This is a genomic window from Ruegeria sp. AJ12 (assembly GCF_056536245.1).
The window spans coordinates 2050635-2067625 of the sequence record NZ_JBQFJJ010000001.1 but is presented as its reverse complement, the minus strand read 5'-3'; the positions used below and the strand labels follow the sequence as shown (position 1 = coordinate 2067625).

The following is a 16991-nucleotide window of genomic DNA, read 5'->3' as shown; positions in this document are numbered from 1 at the left end:
TGTTTTTCTTTGATCATGACCCGGACACCGAGCCAACTCACCGACCGTTTGCGGCGCGCCATAGACGACATGCCCGTCCAGCTGCAGGCTGCCGCGAAGTACATTATCGATCACCCCGCCGATTTCGGTATCGATCCAATCCGGACCACGGCGGGCAAGATCGGCGTCAGTTCGAACGTTCTGGTCCGGTTGGCGCACCGGTTAGGATTTGATGGATTCGATGCCTTTCGGCGGCCGTTTCGTCAGGCGCTGATCACAGATGGCCAAGACCGCCTGCACCAAGACTGGTTAAAGCGCCTGCGCGCACAGGATGAGTTCGGCGCCGCGCAGGCGGACCTTGCGCAGAATGAACTGAATGTCGTGACACGATCCCTGCGCCTCATGGATCCGCAGAAAACACGGCAGGCGGCGCAGTTGATCCGGGAGGCCAACAGGTGCTTTGTCACGGCCACCCGCGCCAGCTTTGCCCTGGCTTACTATTTTCACTATGCGGGGCGAATGGCACATCCCGGGCTGCACCTGATCCCCCGCCATATGGGATCGGCAATCGACGATCTGCTGGACGCGGATCAGGGTGACTGCCTTTTGGCCATCACGGTGCGCCCCTATTCCGCAGACACGATCCGATCCATGAGGTTTGCCCGGGACAAAGGTGCACGGATCATCCTGATCTCCGACAGCGATGTGATCGCGCCGGGCCTACGGGCAGATGTCAGCTTTCAGGTCACCACCCGGTCCCTGCACCACTTTTCCAGCTTCTCGGGTGCGATGGCAGTTCTGGAATGCCTGTTGGGACATCTCTTTGCTGCGGGTGGCGAGGACGCACGCAAACGGGTCGAAGCGTATCAAAAGGCCCGCGAAGACACGGGGGCCTATTGGCAACCGTCAAAACCACCCAGAATACGCCGCAAGTGACACACCCCGGCCAGATCAGCCGGGGGCAAGTCTTGCCTATGGCACATCTTACATGGTCGCTTGAACCGCGCGTTTTGTCATGACGCCGACCAGATGTGCACGATAGTCTTTGCTGCCGTGCAGATCGCCGATCATGTTCATCGGGTTGATCTGCAGGTCCATCAACGCATCCGGGCGGAACTCCTTGCTCAGCGCCTGTTCGGCTTCTGACCAGCGGAAGACGCCGTCTTCGCTGGCACCGGTCACGGCGACCCGCACGCCATCCGCGAACCGCGCCAGATAGACACCAACCAAAGCAAAGCGCGAGGCCGGCTGCAGGAACTTCTGATAGCTCGCTGCCTGCGGCACCGGGAACCGTACCGAAGTGATGATTTCTCCTTCTTCCAGGGCTGTGCTGAACATCCCTTCAAAGAAATCATCCGCCGCGATCTGACGCGCGTTTGTCACGATTACCGCACCCGACCCCAAAACACCTGCCGGATAACAGGCCGCAGGGTCATTGTTGGCAACTGAACCGCCGATGGTCCCGCGATTGCGCACCGCCGGATCGCCGATCTGACCCGCCAGCGCCGCCAGCGCCGGGTAACTTTCTGCAGCGTCCCGCGCTACTGTCGCATGGGTGGTCGCGCCGCCAATGCTGACCGAGCCGTCATCCTCGACACACACGCCTTTCATCTCAGCAATCCCGCTCAGCGACACCAATGCGGACGGGGCCGCCAGCCGCTGCTTCAACGTCGGGATCAGGGTCTGACCACCCCCCAGCGCCTGCGTGTCCTCAGCCCCCAATGCCGCAACCGCATCAGCGATGGTCGCGGGCTTCTCAAACTCGAAACTGTACATTTCGTCTTCCTTTCCGAAAGGCGCGGATCCGCCCTTCATCTGGCTGTAAATACCTCGGGGGTCTGGGGGCAGAGCCCCCAGCCTGCCCCCAACTCACCCGTTCATTGCCGCCCAAACACGCGACGGGCTGACCGGCATGTCGATGTGATCCACCGCCTTGCCGCCCGAGTTCAGCGCGTCCAGAACCGCATTGACAACCGCGGGTGGCGAGCCGATCGCACCAGCCTCGCCACAGCCCTTCACGCCCAGCGGGTTATGTGTGCAGGGTGTCTGGCTGGAGTGATCCACCGCATAAAACGGTACATCGTCGGCGCGCGGCATCGCGTAGTCCATGAACGACCCGCTCAACAACTGACCGTTTTCGTCATAGGCACAGTTTTCCAGCAGCGCCTGACCGATGCCCTGACCGATACCGCCATGCACCTGTCCATCCACGATCATCGGGTTGATGATGTTGCCAAAGTCATCCGCCGCCGTGAAGGCCTCGATGGTGACCTGTCCGGTCTCGGGGTCCACCTCGACCTCGCAGGCATAGGCGCCCGCCGGGAAGGTGAAATTGGCCGGATCATAGAACGCGGTTTCCTCCAACCCCGGCTCCACCTCCAGCGGGTAGTTGTGCGGCACATAGGCCGTCAGGGTCACATCGCCCCAGGCCACCGACTTGTCGGTGCCCGCAACGCTGAACTGCCCATCCTTCAGCTCGATATCGGCCTCGGACGCTTCCAGCAGGTGGGCCGCGATCTTCTTGGCCTTGTCGATCACCTTCTCGGTGGCCTTGACCATGGCCGAGCCACAGACCGCGAGGCTGCGCGAACCATAGGTGCCCATGCCAAACGGGATCTTCGAGGTGTCGCCATGCACGATCTCGACCATCGATTCATCGATGCCGATCATGTCGGCCACAACCTGCGGGAAGGCGGTCTCATGCCCCTGCCCGTGGCTATGCGCGCCCACCATGACACTGATCGAGCCGGTGGCGTTCACCCGCACGGTGGCGGCATCATACAGACCCGCCCGGGCCCCCAGCATGCCAACGATGTTCGAGGGCGCAATCCCGCAGGCCTCGATATAGCAATTGATGCCCAAACCGCGGAGCTTACCATTGGCTTCGCTCTGCGTCCGGCGCGCGGCAAAGCCGGCCAGATCGGCGGCGGCCTCCAGCTTGTCCATCGTCCCGTTGTAATCCCCGGTGTCGTAAGTCAGCGCCACCGGCGTGTCATAAGGGAACTCGGTGATGAAGTTCTGACGACGCAGGGCAATCGGATCGACGCCCAATTCTCGCGCGGCCTTGTCCACAACGCGCTCCAACTGGAACGTCGCCTCGGGCCGGCCCGCGCCGCGATAGGCATCCACCGGCACCGTGTTGGTGAACATCGCCTTCACATTCACCTGAATGACCGGCGTCTTGTAGTTGCCCGCCATCAGCGTGCCGTGCAGCCAGGTTGGAACCGAACTGGAAAAGGTCGACAGATACGCGCCCAGATTGGCGTAGGTATTGGTGCGCAGACCCACAAAATTGTTGTCCGCATCCAGCGCCAGCTCAATCGTGCTCACATGGTCACGACCCTGCGCGTCGGACATGAACGCCTCGGACCGGCTGGAGGTCCATTTGACCGGACGGCCACACGCCTTGGCGGCAAAGGTACAGAACGCTTCCTCGGCATAATGGAAAATCTTGGTGCCAAAGCCACCGCCCACATCGGGGGCCACCACGCGCACCTTGTGCTCGGGCAGGCCCAGAACAAAGGCACACATCAGCAACCGGATCACATGCGGGTTCTGAGACGTCGTGTAGAGCGTGTAATCCTCGGTCGCCCGATTGTACTCGGCCACCGCCACGCGCGGCTCCATCGGATTGGCGACCAGCCGGTTGTTGATTAGATCCAGAGTTGTCACATGGGCCGCGTTGGCAAAGACCTCGTTGACCTTGGCGTCGTCCGCCTCGCCCAACTGCCAGTCATAGCAGATGTTGTTCTTGAGGTCGTCATGGACCAGCGTCGCGCCGTCCTGGGCTGCCGCTTTCATGTCCAGAACAGCGGGCAGTTCCTCGATATCCACATCAATCGCCTCGGCGGCGTCGCGCGCCTGTTCCAGGCTGTCGGCCACAACAGCGGCAATCGGATCGCCCACATGCCGGACCTTGCCTTGCGCCAGAATAGGGTGCGGTGGTTCCTGCATGGGTGCGCCATGCTTGTCGGTGACTTCCCAGCCGCAGGGCATTCCACCCACGCCCTCAAAATCCTTACCCGTGAAAACCTTGACCACACCGGGCATGCCTTCGGCCGCTGATGTGTTGACAGATTTGATCCGGCCATGCGCAATGTCGGATCGCAGGAAATGCACATGGGCCTGGCCATGCACGTTGATATCGTCGGTGTAATTGCCTGCTCCGGTCAGAAAGCGCACGTCTTCCCGGCGCTTGGAACTGGCTCCGATGCCACTGTCTTTGGGCATTGCTTGTTCTCCTCCCATAAACGGATGCGATCACGCATCCTCTCTTGTCCCACGGGCGTCTTCTCTTACGCCCGCAGTGGCATCATTCGGCAGCAATTCTGCTGACGTCCTGACCGGATGCGGCCATGATCGCCTTGACGATGTTGTGGTAGCCGGTACAGCGGCACAGGTTGCCCTCAAGGTACTTGCGGATTTCCGCCTCGGTTGGACGCGGGTTGTCCTTGAGCAGTGCGGCGGCACTCATAACCATGCCCGGCGTGCAGAATCCGCATTGCAGCCCGTGGTGATCCTGAAACGCCTGCTGGATCACGCTCAGCGACCCGTCGGCATTGGCCTCACCTTCGATTGTTCCAACCTCTGCACCGTCCGCTTCCAGCGCAAACATGTTGCAGGACTTGACCGCCTCACCGTTCACGTGGACCACGCAGGCCCCGCATTGTGCCGTGTCACATCCAACATGCGTACCGGTCAGAGACAGATGGTCGCGCAGAAAACTGGACAGCAACGTCCGGCCTTCGACATCACCACTCACGGATTTACCGTTCACGGTCATTGAGACCTGTGTCATAAGTTCCTCCCATTTCGTATTTTTGATTGCCCCGAGTTAAACACGGGAATTTTCGTTTGAGAACAAAAATTTTTGATGCGCGGCAGAGCAGAGCCGGTGTCCAATTTACACCATGTATAACGACTGCTTGGCGGGGCAAAAGTGCCGCCACGTCACTTTCTCCGCTGCGCCCGGGGCTGGGGTCTGGTCGGTATTTCCTTGAGCAGCCCACCCACACCCATACCGGCGATATCGACACCGGTCGTTTCGATCCCGCACGCCACCCGAGACAGAACCCAATCCGCGCCGTTCAGGGCTGGTGACCGGGCGCAGCCCGGCAACCCGATCACGGGTCGTTCCCCGAGTTCCCCGAGAAACAAAAGGTTTCCCGGGTCGACAGGCATGCCAAACCGGTCGACCTGCCCGCCTGCGTCCCGGACGGCTGTTGGCGCAACATCATCGACATCCGAGGTGGCCGAGCCCGTCAGGATCATCGTCAAGTCGCCATCGATTTCGGCAACCGCGGCAGCCAGTGTATCGGTACGGTGCGGAACGATCCGCACGTCACACAGATCCATCCCCAAAGCCTCGACCCGCCCACGAATGGCGGCGATACCTTTTTCATTGGGTGGCCCGCCGGGGATATCCGTTACGATCAACCCTGCGGTCCGATGCACCGGTCTGGCCAACCGAATGGTATCCGTCGCCAGATCTGCGGCCCGCTGCACGTCGGCGTCCGGAACAGCGTATGAGATGACCTTGATGGTCGCCACCATGCCCCCCGGACCCATTTGCTGATACTGCGGAACCGTCGCAACAGTGATCATCGGGTTCACCCGGTTGAACCGCTCCAGCGCGGCCACATCCAGAACCGCAACGCCGGGACCGTCCGCCAGCAGGTTCACCCGCCCGGTAAAGGCCTCGGTCACGCGCAGGTTGGCCGCGCCCGGGTCGGGTGTCAGCGCATCGGCCAGTGCACGCGCGGCCTCATCCTCGTGGCAATCGTCAGGGTCCAGCCGGGCCACGATCACTTCTGCAAGTCCGGCTTCAACCAGTCGCAAGACATGTTCGGGCGAAAGTTTGACACCCTTGCGCAGTTTCTGCCCGCCAACCTTCACCGAGTGCGCCAATATGGCTCCGTCGGCTTCAGCGACCGGGACCGGGCCGAACTTCATGCCTTGCCCCGCAGGACAGCCGTCATCTGTGCCAGAATCGCAACCGCGATCTCGGACGGGTCCGAAGCGCCGATATCCAGACCGATCGGGCCGTGGATTCGCGCGATCTGAGCCTCTGAAAAGCCTTCGTCCTTCAACCGCTGGACACGTTTCGCATGGGTGCGTGTCGACCCAAGGGCGCCGATATAGAACACACCGGCCGTCAACGCGGCGTGCAGCGCCGGGTCGTCCAGTTTCGGATCATGGGTCAGCAGAACCACCGCCGTCCGCGAATCCAGCCCCAGCTTGGCAACAGCTTCGTCCGGCCAATCTGTCAGGATTTTTTCCCCGGGGAACCGTGTTTTCGAGGCAAAGGCTTCGCGCGGGTCAACAATAGCGGGGTCATAGCCCGCGATCCGCGCCATCGGCACCAGCGCCTGCGCAATGTGAACCGCGCCGACAACAATCAGCCGCAAGGGAGGATTATGCACGGCCACAAAGGTCTGGCCGTCTTCTTCAAAGCCGGACCGGTCCAGTCGCAATCTGTCTTTATAGGCATCCCGACGAAGGGCGCGATGGCCGGTATCGATATTGACCTCATAGGCCAGCGGCGCGCGCGATGAACGGGCCGCGACCAGATCGGCCAGCATATCCTCTGGCAGAACGGACCCAACCGGCTCGACCAGAACACGGATGGTCCCGCCACAGGCCAGCCCGACCGCAAAGGCATCGTCGTCGCTGACCCCAAATTCCAGAAGCCGGGCCTCGCCTTCGTCGATGGCTTCCAGCGCCTCGACGATCACGGCCCCCTCGACGCATCCACCGGAAACCGACCCTTCGATCCGACCGTCGCCGCCGATGACAAGCTGTGCGCCGACGCGGCGCGGTGCGCTGCCCCAGGTTTCGACCACAGTGGCGAGGGCCGCGCCCCGCCCATTGCGAAACCATTGCAACGCTGTTTCCGGACTGTTGTCGAATCGATCCATCGGCCCCTCCCAAAAAGGCTCTGGATCAACATAGGGAGGTTTGGCGCAATGAAAAGCGGGGCCCGCTGGCAGACCCGTTTCCGGGTCGTGACTGCAAACGGCAGAGGCGGTGATTTCATATTCACATTCACAATGGATTGATTGTTTCCGGAACGGGTTCTAGCCTGCCTCTGCGCCCGGATTACAATCAGGCGCACACCTTCTTCAATTTCAAAACGGAGATACAAAGTTGAAACGCATTCTTACATTGGGCGCGGCGCTCGGCCTTTTCGCCCCAACAGCCGCATGGGCCGACACGTTTGAGCGCTATGGCGAGGTCGAAGGCTGGAAGGTCTTTATCGACAATGAAAAGAAATCCTGCCTGATCGAGGCGGTCGATGACTCGGAAAACGTGGTCCAGATGGGCCTGACCGAAGATCGCAGCATCGGCTATGTCGGTGTCTTCACCAAGGCGAAGACCAACATCAAGCGTGGCGAAAAAGAGGCCGTGGCAATTCTGTTGGGAGATAACATCTACGTCGGCGAAGCGACCGGAATGAAAGGCAACATCACCAAGGGATATTCAGGCGGGTATGTCCTGTCCGACGACCCTCAGTTTGCCGACGATCTGGCCAAACAGAAGGTCATGGTCGTGTTTCCGGAAAAGGAATTTGCCTTTACCGTCGATCTGACCGGCACCTACAAGGCCATGGAGATGGCACGCGCGTGCAACGAAAAACAACTGGGATAGCGTTCAGGCAGAAAGCGCGGTCATCAGCCGCGCTTTTTCACCCACATCGTCGGGTTGCGATATCACGGCGGCCAGATCTTCCAGCGACGCAATCGAATGACCGGCGCGAAAGCTGTCCACATGCGGCAGCATCGCGGCGACACCCTGAGCCTTTGGGGCAAACCCGTCCCAACGCAGCAGCGGATTGAGCCAGATCAGGCGGCGGGCGGACAGGTGCAGACGCTCCATTTCCTTGGCCAGCGCATCAGGTTCGCCCCGATCCAGACCATCCGAAATCAGCAGAACCACCGCGCCCTGCCCCATGACCCGGCGCGACCAGTCACGGTTGAACGCATTCAGGCATTCTCCGATCCGGGTGCCGCCTTCCCAGTCTTGCGCTTCCGCTCCGGCGGCCGCCAGCGCCGCATCCACGTCGCGCTGTTGCAGGTGGCGGGTGATATTGGTCAGCCGAGTACCAAAGGTGAAGGCGTGCACCCTGGCCCATCCCGCACCTTTTGCATTCGATACCGTGTGCAGGAAATGCAGGATGATGCGGCTGTACTGGCTCATTGAACCGGAGATATCGCACAGCACCACCAGATTGGGCCAGCGCGGCTTTGGTTTCATCCGGGCAATATCGCGCAGGTCCCCGCCTTGCCGCATCGCCGCGCGCAGGGTGCGGGCGCGGTCAATCCGATGACCCAGATGACTGGCCTGACCCCGCCGGGTTTCGATAGGTTTGACGGGCAAGGTGAGACTGGCCAGCACGCGCTTGGCCCGAGCCATTTCAGCCGTGCTCATCTGTTCGAAATCCAGGCTGCGCAGACGTTCCTCGGACGACGCGGTTTGCGAGGCGTCAATGTCCAGTTCGGTCTCGCCCTCCCCGTCAGACGGTTCAGACAGGTCGCGCTCAACCCCGTCCAACAGAGCCTCGGCCGCCCGTTTCTCACCCGCATCCGCCTTGCGCTCTTCCTGCACGCCCCGAATGGCGGGCAGCATCATGGACATCATGTGCTCGAGGTACCGCGGATCGCGCCAGTAGAGACGAAAGACTTGCGCGAAAACCGTGCGATGTTCCGGTCGGCTGACAAAACAGGCGTGCAGCGTCCAGTAGAAATCCCGTTTCTCGGTAAACCCGGCCGCCTCGACCGCGCGGATTGCGTCAACCACGCGTCCGGTGCCGATCGGTAACCCGGCCTTACGCAACGCGCGCGCGAAATGGGTTATGTTCTGCGCGAGTTTGGGGTCCGCCGGGATATCGAGCGGAAGTTGTTCAGCCACGATGTGATCCGGATTCCAGAGCGTCGACAATGGCGCGCGCAGCCTCCTTCGGGCGCAACGTGTCCACCGGAATTTCGATCACACCGTCAAGGCGAAGCAAAGTCAGATCGCGCCGAAACTCCATCAGAGCATCCGGATCCATCAGTTTTCCTCGCCCGCGCCTGTCTGGATCACACAGACGCCGCCGGTTCTCTTGTTCGTTCAGCGTTAGCATAAAGGGTTGGAACCGACCGCCGCGCCGCCGTGCAAACTCCAGCGTCGGCGCAATCAGCGCGCGATCCATCGGGCTTTCTCCAAGGGCATCGGTGAAAACGACCGGTACATCTGGCGCCAGTGTCAACGCCGCATCATAGATCGAGCGCCGCAGGCTAAGCCGTAAATCTGCGTGTCTGGGATCTGCCCGGTCAAACAAGGCGCTGGCCGGGTGCAGCATCAAGTGGTTGTCGATCAGGCGACCCCCAATCATCTCGACCAGTGCGGCGCCGATGGTCCGTTTTCCCGATCCCGGCCAGCCGACGATGTGAAGCGTCAGAGGCTCGTCAGGCATCAAGCAGGCTCCAATGTCGATTTCGCCTCGTCAAGAATTCGTTTGGCCTCAGACCCTTGCAGCTTCTGGATGTCGTCCTGATATTTGAGGATCGCGCCCAGCGTGTCGCCGATAACTTCGGGGCTCAGGTTGATGACATCCAGCGCCAGCAAACACTTGGCCCAGTCGATGGTTTCCGCAACGCCGGGCTTCTTGAACAGGTCCTCGGTGCGCAGGCGCTGTACAAAGGCGACGACCTCGCGGCTGAGCGCCTCTGCCGCTTCGGGCGCGCGGGCGTGCAGGATTTCGATCTCGCGGTCAAAATCGGGATAGTCGACCCAGTGATACAGGCAGCGGCGCTTGAGCGCGTCATGCACTTCGCGCGTGCGGTTCGAGGTGACAATCACGATGGGTGGTTCCGCTGCGTGCACTGTGCCCAGTTCGGGGATGGTCACCTGAAAATCGCTGAGAGCCTCAAGCAGGAACGCTTCAAACGGTTCGTCCGTGCGGTCCAGTTCATCGATCAGCAGCACCGGCGCGCCGTTTTCATCCGGTCGCATGGCCTGCAACAAGGGGCGTTCGATCAGAAATTCGTCCGAGAACAGCTCGGCCTGCAACGCGTTGCGATCTGCGCCACCGGAGGCCTCGGCCGTGCGGATCGCCACCATCTGGGCCGGAAAGTTCCATTCATACACCGCAGTTGAAGCATCCAGCCCCTCATAACATTGCAGGCGGATCAGGCGGCGCCCTAGACCCGCCGCCAGGGCCTTGGCAATTTCGGTCTTGCCGACCCCGGCTTCCCCCTCGAGAAAAAGGGGACGCCCGAGTTTCAGCGCGAGAAACACCACGGTGGCCAGGGCCCGCCCGCAGACATAGCCCTGTGCGCCCAAAACCTGCTGAACGGCGTCGATGGATTGGGGTTGGTGCATCTGTCTCCTCCTCGCGCCTAACAGGTCACGGGCCGCAGGCTGCGTCAAGCCCGTGATCTTTCGGGATTTACGCCGATCCTGCGACGCGGCAAGGGCTTTTCCAACGCAGCCCTGTGTGCTAGCCGATGCGCATGACCGAAAGCATCACGATCCGCCGTCCCGACGACTGGCATCTGCACCTGCGCGACGGCGCCATGCTGCAGGCCGTCCTGCCTGAAACTGCCCGCCACTTTGCGCGTGCGATCATCATGCCCAATCTGGTGCCGCCGGTGGTGACAGGGGCACAGGCTGGCGCGTATCGCGACCGCATCATGGCCGCGCTGCCGGAGGGAATGACGTTTGAGCCGCTGATGACGCTGTACCTGACCGAGGACACGGACCCTGACGATGTGGCCGCGGCACATGCCAGCGGCCTGGTGAAGGCCGTCAAGCTGTATCCGGCGGGCGCAACCACCAATTCGGCTTCGGGAGTACGCGACTTCGACAAGGTGCGCCCGGTCCTGGAGAAAATGGCCGAGATCGGCCTGCCGCTCTGCGTTCACGGTGAGGTCACCGATGCCGAGATCGACATCTTCGACCGTGAGGCCGTGTTTATCGACCGGGTTCTGGACCCGATCCGCAAATCAACGCCGGGCCTGCGGGTGGTGATGGAGCATATCACCACCAAGGACGGTGTGGACTATGTCAAGGCCAACAACACCGACCTGGGCGCCACGATCACGGCGCATCATCTGATCATCAACCGCAACCATATTCTGGTTGGCGGCATCAAACCGCATTATTACTGCCTGCCGGTCGCCAAGCGTGAAGAACACCGTCTTGAACTGTTGGCCGCCGCGACCTCGGGCGTTGCACGATATTTCCTGGGCACTGACAGTGCGCCGCATACGGATGACAACAAGGAAATGGCCTGCGGTTGCGCCGGGTGTTTCACCGCGACGAACACGATGTCACTGGTCGCAGAAATGTTCGATCGCATGGGCGCGATGGACAAGCTGGAAGGGTTTGTTTCGCGGCATGGCCCTGCATTCTATGGCTTGCCGGTGAATGAAGACACGCTAACGCTGACCAAAGGCGACCCGGTCACCTATCCGAACAAGATCGATACAGGCGATGGCCCGGTGACAGTGTTCGACCCCGGTTTCCCCTTGCACTGGCGCGTGGTTTAAACCGCCAGCCTTTGCGCCAGATCGCGGGTGCGCCCACCGGTGCGTAGCATCGACCAGATCACGTCCGCCTCATCCCGCCCGATCAGTTTGGCGGCCTTGCCGCGCACTCTGTCTTCGCGGTCGGACAGCGACAGGGGCGTCAGCAGATCATGCGTGGCTTCACGTCTGACTCCATCCCGACGCAACAGCGCAAGATGGGCCTGCGTTTCTGACAGTGTGTCATCCGCCTCGACAGTGATCCGATCCCGCAGGGAACCAAGGCGCGGGTCTGCGCAGGTTTTCTCGGAAAAGCTCTCCGGCAAAGCCGTGTCATACCCCATGGCCTGCATGGCAATGACGGTCCGATAGGAAAACTTGGCCCCCAACCCAGATGACGGGGCAATCTGGTTGCAGACGCTCATCCAGCGCGGGTGGGTTTTAACTTTGATTTCGGCCACTTCAGGCTCTGCGATGTCCAGCTCCCGCGCCGCTTCGAGCGCCGCGTGAAGGCCATGGCAGCAGGCGTGGAACTTGTGGCTGACCGCGTCGAACAACCACTGCTCTCCCAGCCCGTCCAGTGCGGCTGCCACATCGGCAACGCCCTGATGGGTGGCCCCAAATCCAAACTGGCCCTCCAGCGCATCGGGATTTGGCGCAAACCCCCGCTGAACCAACAAGGCCGCCTCAACTCCGGTCGAAGACGCAAGCCCTGCATTGTAGGGTTTGCCCATGGTTCCAAACTGCACCTTCAGGCCTGCAGCGCGCGTCGCCACCAGCCCCAGAACCCCGCGCATCTGTTCGGCATCAAAGCCAAACACACGGCCCACAGCGACCGCGGCTCCGAACGCACCTGCCGTGGCGGTCTGGTGAAACCCGGCCTGGTAATGGGCGCGCCCCAGCCACAGACCCATGCGGATCGATACCTCCATTCCAACAAGCGCGGCCTCGAGAAAATCCACCAGAATGCGGTCATCCCATTCCGTAACGGCCAGCGTCGCAGGAAGAACGGCAACCGAAGGATGCCCGATATGCCCAAAATGGGTATCGTCATAATCCAGTGCATGGGACACGGTCCCGTTCACCAGCGCGGCAGAGCGCAACGGCGCGGCGCCGCCGCCAAACAGATGTGCCTGCCCGGCTCCGCCTTCGGCCAGAACCATGTCGCGCACCGCGTTCGAGACTGGTTCGGATGCTCCGGCTCGACCCACAGCGATCCAATCAAGTGCAGAGAGGGACGTGACAATCCGCGTCTGTGCGGAGGTCGTGATCGGGCCTGCGGCAAAAGCGGCCAGGGATGTTGTCAGATCAGTCATGGGCGCAGTCTAGCGCGCGTCAAGTGATGGTAAAGGCTCAGTTATAGAGATCGGCCGCCCGCGCCTCAAACGCGCGTACGATCCGCTGCATCGCCTCATTGAACACAACGCCAATAATCCCTTGCAGAATGGCATTCTTGAACTCGAAATCGACATGGAAGGAGATGTTGCATCCCCCGTCCGGCGCATCTTCGAACTGCCAGTCGGATTTCATGTATTTGAACGGTCCGTCCAGGTATTCTGTGTCGATCTTCCTTTGGTCTGCAAACAGGGTGACGCGGCTGCCAAACCGTTCGCGGAACACCTTGAACGAGATGACGAGATCCGCCTCCATCACCTGGGCCTCGCCCACTTCATATGTACGGCGAATGCGTGCTGCGGCGCACCAGGGCAGAAACTCGGGGTACTTGGCCACATCTGCAACAAGATCATACATCTGCTGGGCGGTGTACGGCAGGCGGCGTGTTTCCGAGTGGATGGGCATGGCGTCCGGTATTTTCAGATGACAATGGCGCGTCATGTCGTATGTTGCGCGCCAAAGATCAAGGGGGCTTTGATGAGTGACCGCGCATATGTGATAGATGAGATGATCTCGGCCAAGGCCATTGCCGCCCGCATCGAGGAACTCTGTCGCAAAATCACCGAAGAATTCGGCGATACCGATAAACTGGTGGTCGTCGGCCTGTTGCGCGGTAGCTTTGTCTTTATTGCCGATCTGGTGCGCGAACTGGACCTGCCGATCGAGGTGGATTTTCTCGAGGCATCCTCTTACGGCGACTCGATGGAGAGCAGCCGGGAAGTTCGCATTCTCAAGGACTTGCGCGGCGCAATTGAAGGGCGAGACGTGCTGGTTGTCGAAGATATCGTCGACACGGGCCACACGCTGAACCACGTCACCAACCTGCTGACCAGCCGCAGTCCGAAACGCCTGAAATCCATTGCTTTGCTGGACAAGCCCAGCCGACGCGAAGTGGATTTCCGGTCCGACTGGATCGGATTTGAGATCCCTGATGAATTTGTCGTGGGCTACGGCATCGACTATGCTCAGCGCAATCGAAACCTGCCCTTCATTGGTAAGGTCAGATTCACCGAGGACTAGATGAACCCGCGCCATTTCCTGCGCATGTCCCAATGGGCCCGGAACCCGCCGTCGCAACGGCGAGTTGTTCTGGTGTTTGGAGTCATTCTCGTGTGCTTGGTGATTGCAGGAATTGAGCTTTTGGGATGGTGGCCAGACTGGGCCACTGGCGAATGGACCCGCGCGCCGCGTTGAGTTTCCTACCCCAAAAGCCCATGGATGGCTGCCAGGAACACCCCGGTACCGATGGGAATGAGGTCGTCCGGAAAGTCATAATCCGGATTGTGAAGCTGGGGATGATCTCGCCCCGATCCCAACCAGAACATCGCCGTCTTGGCCCCTTTTGCGAACTGCCCGAAATCCTCGGAAAACCTTTGCGGATCGCCTGACAGAGTGCAGCGGATGCCCTCTTTCGCGCATGCTGCGGCGACAATCTGCACGGCATCCGGATGGTTTGTGCAGGCTTCGAACACATCCTCATAGGTAATCTGGGATTCCAGTCCTTGGGACAACGCCACATCATCCACCAAGGCCTCGGCGTCCGCAACGAGCCGGGCCATGCGTACATCGGACACGGCGCGCAGCGTCACCCACAATTCGCCCTGACCGGGTGCAACCCCAAAGGTTCTTTCCCCGAGGGTCGCATGCGTCACGGTGGTCAACGCGTAGTCTTGATCCAGAGAACCGCCCTGCCCCAAATCTGTCATCTTGGTCATCAGCTCGGACAAGGCGTCCGCCGGAGAAACCCCGTCCTGTGGCGAGGCGGCGTGCGATGTCTTTCCCGTCAAGACAATCCGCATCCCGCGAGACGCGCAATTCGCCGGACCCTGACACAGCTCGACCGCTCCCAATTCCAAACCGGGTAAATTGTGCAAGGAAAACAAATAGTCAGGGGCGATCTGCACAAATTGCGGGTCGGCGCGAAACGCCGCTGCCCCTTGCCCAGTCTCCTCGGCGGGCTGGAAAATCAGAACCACGCGGCCACTTTTGGGTCGGGTATGGGCCAAGGCCTCAGCCACGCCCAGAACCATCGCCATGTGACCGTCATGACCGCATAGATGCGCTATGCCCGGAACGCGAGAAGTATAAGGAAGGTTTGAGATTTCCTGTATCGGCAAACCATCCAGCTCGCACCGGACACCGATTGTCGGGCCTTTTTGCTCGCTGTCAAAAACGGCGGCAACCCCGTGCCCTCCGATTCCGGTCAGAACGGTGTCTGCGCCCAGATCACGCAACAGGCCTGCTATACGCGCGGCTGTTTTCACCTCCTGCCCGGACAGCTCCGGAGATTGGTGCAACGCGCGTCGCAGAGATGTAAGTCGCGCGACCGTATCAGGTGTCACGCGTGTCCCAGCTTGGCCTGTCGCGCTTCGCGCAGTCGGGCGAAATCGTCTCCGGCATGGTAAGACGACCGGGTCAGCGGCGTGGCGGAAACCATGAGGAACCCTTTGCCATAAGCCGCCTTTTCGTAAGATGCGAACTCTTCGGGCGTCACAAAGCGGTCGACGCCGTGGTGCTTTGGCGTGGGCTGCAGATATTGCCCGATGGTCAGAAAATCGATATCCGCCGCGCGCATGTCGTCCATCACCTGACGTACCTGTTGTTCGTCCTCGCCCAGGCCGACCATGATGCCGGACTTTGTGAAGATGGACGGGTCCAGTTCCTTGACCCGCTGCAACAGACGCAGGGAATGGAAGTAGCGCGCGCCGGGGCGTACCTCCGGGTACAGGCCCGGGATCGTTTCCAGGTTGTGGTTAAAGACATCCGGTTTTGCCTCGACCACGGTCTCCAGCACTGCCGGGTCGCATTTCAGGAAATCCGGTGTCAGAATCTCGATTGTGGTCTTGGGCGACCGATGACGGATCGCCCGGATGGTTTGCGCAAAGTGATCGGCCCCGCCATCCGTGAGATCGTCGCGGTCCACCGACGTAATCACGACGTGGTTCAGACCCAGCTTCTCGACCGCATGGGCGACACGGCCGGGCTCAAACACATCCAATGCATCGGGGCGTCCGGTTGCGATATTGCAGAACGTGCACCCGCGCGTACAAATCTCGCCCATGATCATCATCGTTGCGTGACCCTGGCTCCAGCACTCGCCGACATTCGGGCAGCCCGCCTCTTCGCAGACAGTGACCAGGTTGTTGTCACGCATGATCCTGCGGGTTTCGGCATAGCCTTTGCCACCGGGGGCCTTGACCCGAATCCAGTTCGGCTTTTTCGGCTGCGCATTGTCCGGACGATGCGCCTTTTCCGGATGGCGTTGTTCGGGGATCTTCAGATCTCGCACGGTCGGCTTTCCTGACTTTGGGTCAACTTTGTGTACCTATAACATAAACCAGCCGATGTGATTAGACCAGCGACGCATAGCCGCTATGCAAATCGGTTTTGCGGACGCAGCATACACTCGGGCATTGTTTGATTTGTTGTTGTTTACCAGCCTGCAAGGGTAAATTCGCGCATTCGCATCTGCGGCATTTCTGTGATTGAAGGCGTGTTGAAACTGCCCTAACCCTTGGGTCAAACACGTGTGAATCACAGGAGATGGAACATGAAATCCGGCACCAAACTGCCTGAGGTTACCTTTCACACCCGCGTTCGGGACGAGTCGGTCGGCGGGCCGAATCCATTCCGTTGGGACGACAAAACAACCACCGATTACTTTGCCGGCAAGCGGGTGATCCTGTTCTCTCTGCCCGGCGCATTTACCCCCACCTGTTCCACCTACCAGTTGCCGGGCTTCGAAAAGGGCTATGCGGATTTTGCCGAGAAGGGCATCGACGCGATCTATTGCATGTCCGTCAACGACAGTTTTGTCATGAACAAGTGGGCGCAGGATCAGGGTCTGGAAAAGATCAAGGTCATTCCCGACGGCTCGGGCGAGTTCACCCGCAAGATGGGCATGCTGGTCGACAAGCATAATTTGGGATTTGGCATGCGGTCGTGGCGCTATGCGGCGATCATCGATGATGGCGTTGTCGAGGCGTGGTTTGAAGAGCCCGGCCTCATGGATAACTGCCCCGACGATCCCTATGGCGTGTCCTCGCCTGAGAACCTGATGACCCATCTGGAAGAAACGGCTGAGCCCGCGCTCGTCTAAGGGGAGTATTT

The 16991-nt window shown here is 60.6% G+C and carries 18 protein-coding genes; 6 read left to right on the top strand and 12 right to left on the bottom strand.

Features of this window, described 5'->3' with window-relative positions; all coding sequences use genetic code 11:
* Window positions 1-15 precede the first annotated feature (15 nt).
* A complete protein-coding gene (locus ACR3E0_RS10445; protein WP_480478708.1) occupies window positions 16-915 on the top strand; it encodes a MurR/RpiR family transcriptional regulator in 900 nt (299 codons plus the stop codon).
* Window positions 916-963: 48 nt separating this feature from the next.
* On the opposite strand, the gene ACR3E0_RS10440 is transcribed toward ACR3E0_RS10445, so the two are convergent.
* The 5 genes from ACR3E0_RS10440 to ACR3E0_RS10420 form a co-directional block, all read right to left on the bottom strand.
* Window positions 964-1755: an FAD binding domain-containing protein gene (locus ACR3E0_RS10440; protein WP_480478707.1), complete on the bottom strand. Its 792-nt coding sequence runs from the start codon at window positions 1753-1755 to the stop codon at window positions 964-966.
* Between the two features lie 93 nt (window positions 1756-1848).
* Complete coding sequence (locus ACR3E0_RS10435) at window positions 1849-4209, bottom strand: xanthine dehydrogenase family protein molybdopterin-binding subunit (RefSeq protein ID WP_480478706.1); 2361 nt, start codon at window positions 4207-4209, stop codon at window positions 1849-1851.
* 82 nt (window positions 4210-4291) lie between these two features.
* Window positions 4292-4777 (bottom strand): (2Fe-2S)-binding protein, encoded by a 486-nt coding sequence (locus ACR3E0_RS10430; protein ID WP_480478705.1) that lies wholly within the window; start codon window positions 4775-4777, stop codon window positions 4292-4294.
* A gap of 152 nt (window positions 4778-4929) precedes the next feature.
* A complete protein-coding gene (locus ACR3E0_RS10425; RefSeq protein WP_480478704.1) occupies window positions 4930-5931 on the bottom strand; it encodes a molybdopterin-binding protein in 1002 nt (333 codons plus the stop codon).
* Window positions 5928-6896 carry an XdhC family protein gene (locus ACR3E0_RS10420; protein ID WP_480478703.1) on the bottom strand — a complete coding sequence of 323 codons (969 nt, stop codon included), beginning with the start codon at window positions 6894-6896 and terminating at the stop codon, window positions 5928-5930. Before ACR3E0_RS10420 ends, ACR3E0_RS10425 begins: the two co-directional genes overlap by 4 nt.
* 229 nt (window positions 6897-7125) lie before the next feature.
* Here ACR3E0_RS10420 and ACR3E0_RS10415 point away from each other — a divergent pair, with 229 nt between their 5' ends.
* The gene (locus ACR3E0_RS10415; protein ID WP_480478702.1) at window positions 7126-7626 is read left to right on the top strand and encodes a hypothetical protein; all 501 of its coding nucleotides are present in this window, start codon (window positions 7126-7128) and stop codon (window positions 7624-7626) included.
* Window positions 7627-7629: 3 nt separating this feature from the next.
* Here ACR3E0_RS10415 and ACR3E0_RS10410 read toward each other — a convergent pair whose 3' ends face one another.
* From ACR3E0_RS10410 to ACR3E0_RS10400, 3 genes are read right to left on the bottom strand one after another with little or no spacing between them, the layout of a single operon-like run.
* Window positions 7630-8886 (bottom strand): vWA domain-containing protein, encoded by a 1257-nt coding sequence (locus tag ACR3E0_RS10410; RefSeq protein ID WP_480478701.1) that lies wholly within the window; start codon window positions 8884-8886, stop codon window positions 7630-7632.
* The gene (locus ACR3E0_RS10405; RefSeq protein ID WP_480478700.1) at window positions 8879-9433 is read right to left on the bottom strand and encodes a hypothetical protein; all 555 of its coding nucleotides are present in this window, start codon (window positions 9431-9433) and stop codon (window positions 8879-8881) included. The genes ACR3E0_RS10410 and ACR3E0_RS10405 overlap by 8 nt, the downstream gene beginning before the upstream one ends.
* Window positions 9433-10341 carry an AAA family ATPase gene (locus ACR3E0_RS10400; RefSeq protein ID WP_480478699.1) on the bottom strand — a complete coding sequence of 303 codons (909 nt, stop codon included), beginning with the start codon at window positions 10339-10341 and terminating at the stop codon, window positions 9433-9435. Before ACR3E0_RS10400 ends, ACR3E0_RS10405 begins: the two co-directional genes overlap by 1 nt.
* Window positions 10342-10472: 131 nt before the next feature.
* On the opposite strand from ACR3E0_RS10400, the gene pyrC reads away from it, so the two are divergent.
* A complete protein-coding gene (pyrC, locus tag ACR3E0_RS10395) occupies window positions 10473-11510 on the top strand; it encodes a dihydroorotase (RefSeq protein WP_480478698.1) in 1038 nt (345 codons plus the stop codon).
* On the opposite strand, the gene ACR3E0_RS10390 is transcribed toward pyrC, so the two are convergent.
* Window positions 11507-12802 (bottom strand): MmgE/PrpD family protein, encoded by a 1296-nt coding sequence (locus ACR3E0_RS10390; protein WP_480478697.1) that lies wholly within the window; start codon window positions 12800-12802, stop codon window positions 11507-11509. The two genes, pyrC and ACR3E0_RS10390, sit on opposite strands and share 4 nt — an antisense overlap.
* Before the next feature lie 37 nt (window positions 12803-12839).
* Window positions 12840-13286, bottom strand: a complete 447-nt coding sequence (locus tag ACR3E0_RS10385; RefSeq protein ID WP_480481015.1) for a type II toxin-antitoxin system RatA family toxin — start codon at window positions 13284-13286, stop codon at window positions 12840-12842.
* A 72-nt stretch (window positions 13287-13358) separates the two neighbouring features.
* Here ACR3E0_RS10385 and hpt point away from each other — a divergent pair, with 72 nt between their 5' ends.
* The gene (gene hpt, locus ACR3E0_RS10380; RefSeq protein ID WP_480478696.1) at window positions 13359-13901 is read left to right on the top strand and encodes a hypoxanthine phosphoribosyltransferase; all 543 of its coding nucleotides are present in this window, start codon (window positions 13359-13361) and stop codon (window positions 13899-13901) included.
* On the top strand, window positions 13902-14075 hold the full coding sequence (locus tag ACR3E0_RS10375; RefSeq protein ID WP_480478695.1) for a hypothetical protein: 174 nt from the start codon (window positions 13902-13904) through the stop codon (window positions 14073-14075).
* A gap of 5 nt (window positions 14076-14080) precedes the next feature.
* On the opposite strand, the gene ACR3E0_RS10370 is transcribed toward ACR3E0_RS10375, so the two are convergent.
* Together ACR3E0_RS10370 and lipA are read right to left on the bottom strand one after the other, a co-directional pair.
* Complete coding sequence (locus tag ACR3E0_RS10370) at window positions 14081-15223, bottom strand: amidohydrolase (RefSeq protein WP_480478694.1); 1143 nt, start codon at window positions 15221-15223, stop codon at window positions 14081-14083.
* On the bottom strand, window positions 15220-16170 hold the full coding sequence (gene lipA / locus ACR3E0_RS10365) for a lipoyl synthase (protein ID WP_480478693.1): 951 nt from the start codon (window positions 16168-16170) through the stop codon (window positions 15220-15222). Before lipA ends, ACR3E0_RS10370 begins: the two co-directional genes overlap by 4 nt.
* Before the next feature lie 261 nt (window positions 16171-16431).
* Between lipA and ACR3E0_RS10360 the strand changes: the two genes are divergently transcribed.
* Complete coding sequence (locus ACR3E0_RS10360; RefSeq protein WP_480478692.1) at window positions 16432-16980, top strand: redoxin family protein; 549 nt, start codon at window positions 16432-16434, stop codon at window positions 16978-16980.
* Window positions 16981-16991 lie beyond the last annotated feature (11 nt).

What these genes read in the sequence shown, in the direction of transcription:
- ACR3E0_RS10445 (WP_480478708.1), top strand. Translation starts at nt 16, where the DNA reads ATGACCCGGACACCGAGCCAACTCACCGACCGTTTGCGGCGCGCCATA.
- ACR3E0_RS10440 (WP_480478707.1), bottom strand. Translation starts at nt 1,755, where the DNA reads ATGTACAGTTTCGAGTTTGAGAAGCCCGCGACCATCGCTGATGCGGTT.
- ACR3E0_RS10435 (WP_480478706.1), bottom strand. Translation starts at nt 4,209, where the DNA reads ATGCCCAAAGACAGTGGCATCGGAGCCAGTTCCAAGCGCCGGGAAGAC.
- ACR3E0_RS10430 (WP_480478705.1), bottom strand. Translation starts at nt 4,777, where the DNA reads ATGACACAGGTCTCAATGACCGTGAACGGTAAATCCGTGAGTGGTGAT.
- ACR3E0_RS10425 (WP_480478704.1), bottom strand. Translation starts at nt 5,931, where the DNA reads ATGAAGTTCGGCCCGGTCCCGGTCGCTGAAGCCGACGGAGCCATATTG.
- ACR3E0_RS10420 (WP_480478703.1), bottom strand. Translation starts at nt 6,896, where the DNA reads ATGGATCGATTCGACAACAGTCCGGAAACAGCGTTGCAATGGTTTCGC.
- ACR3E0_RS10405 (WP_480478700.1), bottom strand. Translation starts at nt 9,433, where the DNA reads ATGCCTGACGAGCCTCTGACGCTTCACATCGTCGGCTGGCCGGGATCG.
- ACR3E0_RS10400 (WP_480478699.1), bottom strand. Translation starts at nt 10,341, where the DNA reads ATGCACCAACCCCAATCCATCGACGCCGTTCAGCAGGTTTTGGGCGCA.
- pyrC (WP_480478698.1), top strand. Translation starts at nt 10,473, where the DNA reads ATGACCGAAAGCATCACGATCCGCCGTCCCGACGACTGGCATCTGCAC.
- ACR3E0_RS10390 (WP_480478697.1), bottom strand. Translation starts at nt 12,802, where the DNA reads ATGACTGATCTGACAACATCCCTGGCCGCTTTTGCCGCAGGCCCGATC.
- ACR3E0_RS10385 (WP_480481015.1), bottom strand. Translation starts at nt 13,286, where the DNA reads ATGCCCATCCACTCGGAAACACGCCGCCTGCCGTACACCGCCCAGCAG.
- hpt (WP_480478696.1), top strand. Translation starts at nt 13,359, where the DNA reads ATGAGTGACCGCGCATATGTGATAGATGAGATGATCTCGGCCAAGGCC.
- ACR3E0_RS10375 (WP_480478695.1), top strand. Translation starts at nt 13,902, where the DNA reads ATGAACCCGCGCCATTTCCTGCGCATGTCCCAATGGGCCCGGAACCCG.
- ACR3E0_RS10360 (WP_480478692.1), top strand. Translation starts at nt 16,432, where the DNA reads ATGAAATCCGGCACCAAACTGCCTGAGGTTACCTTTCACACCCGCGTT.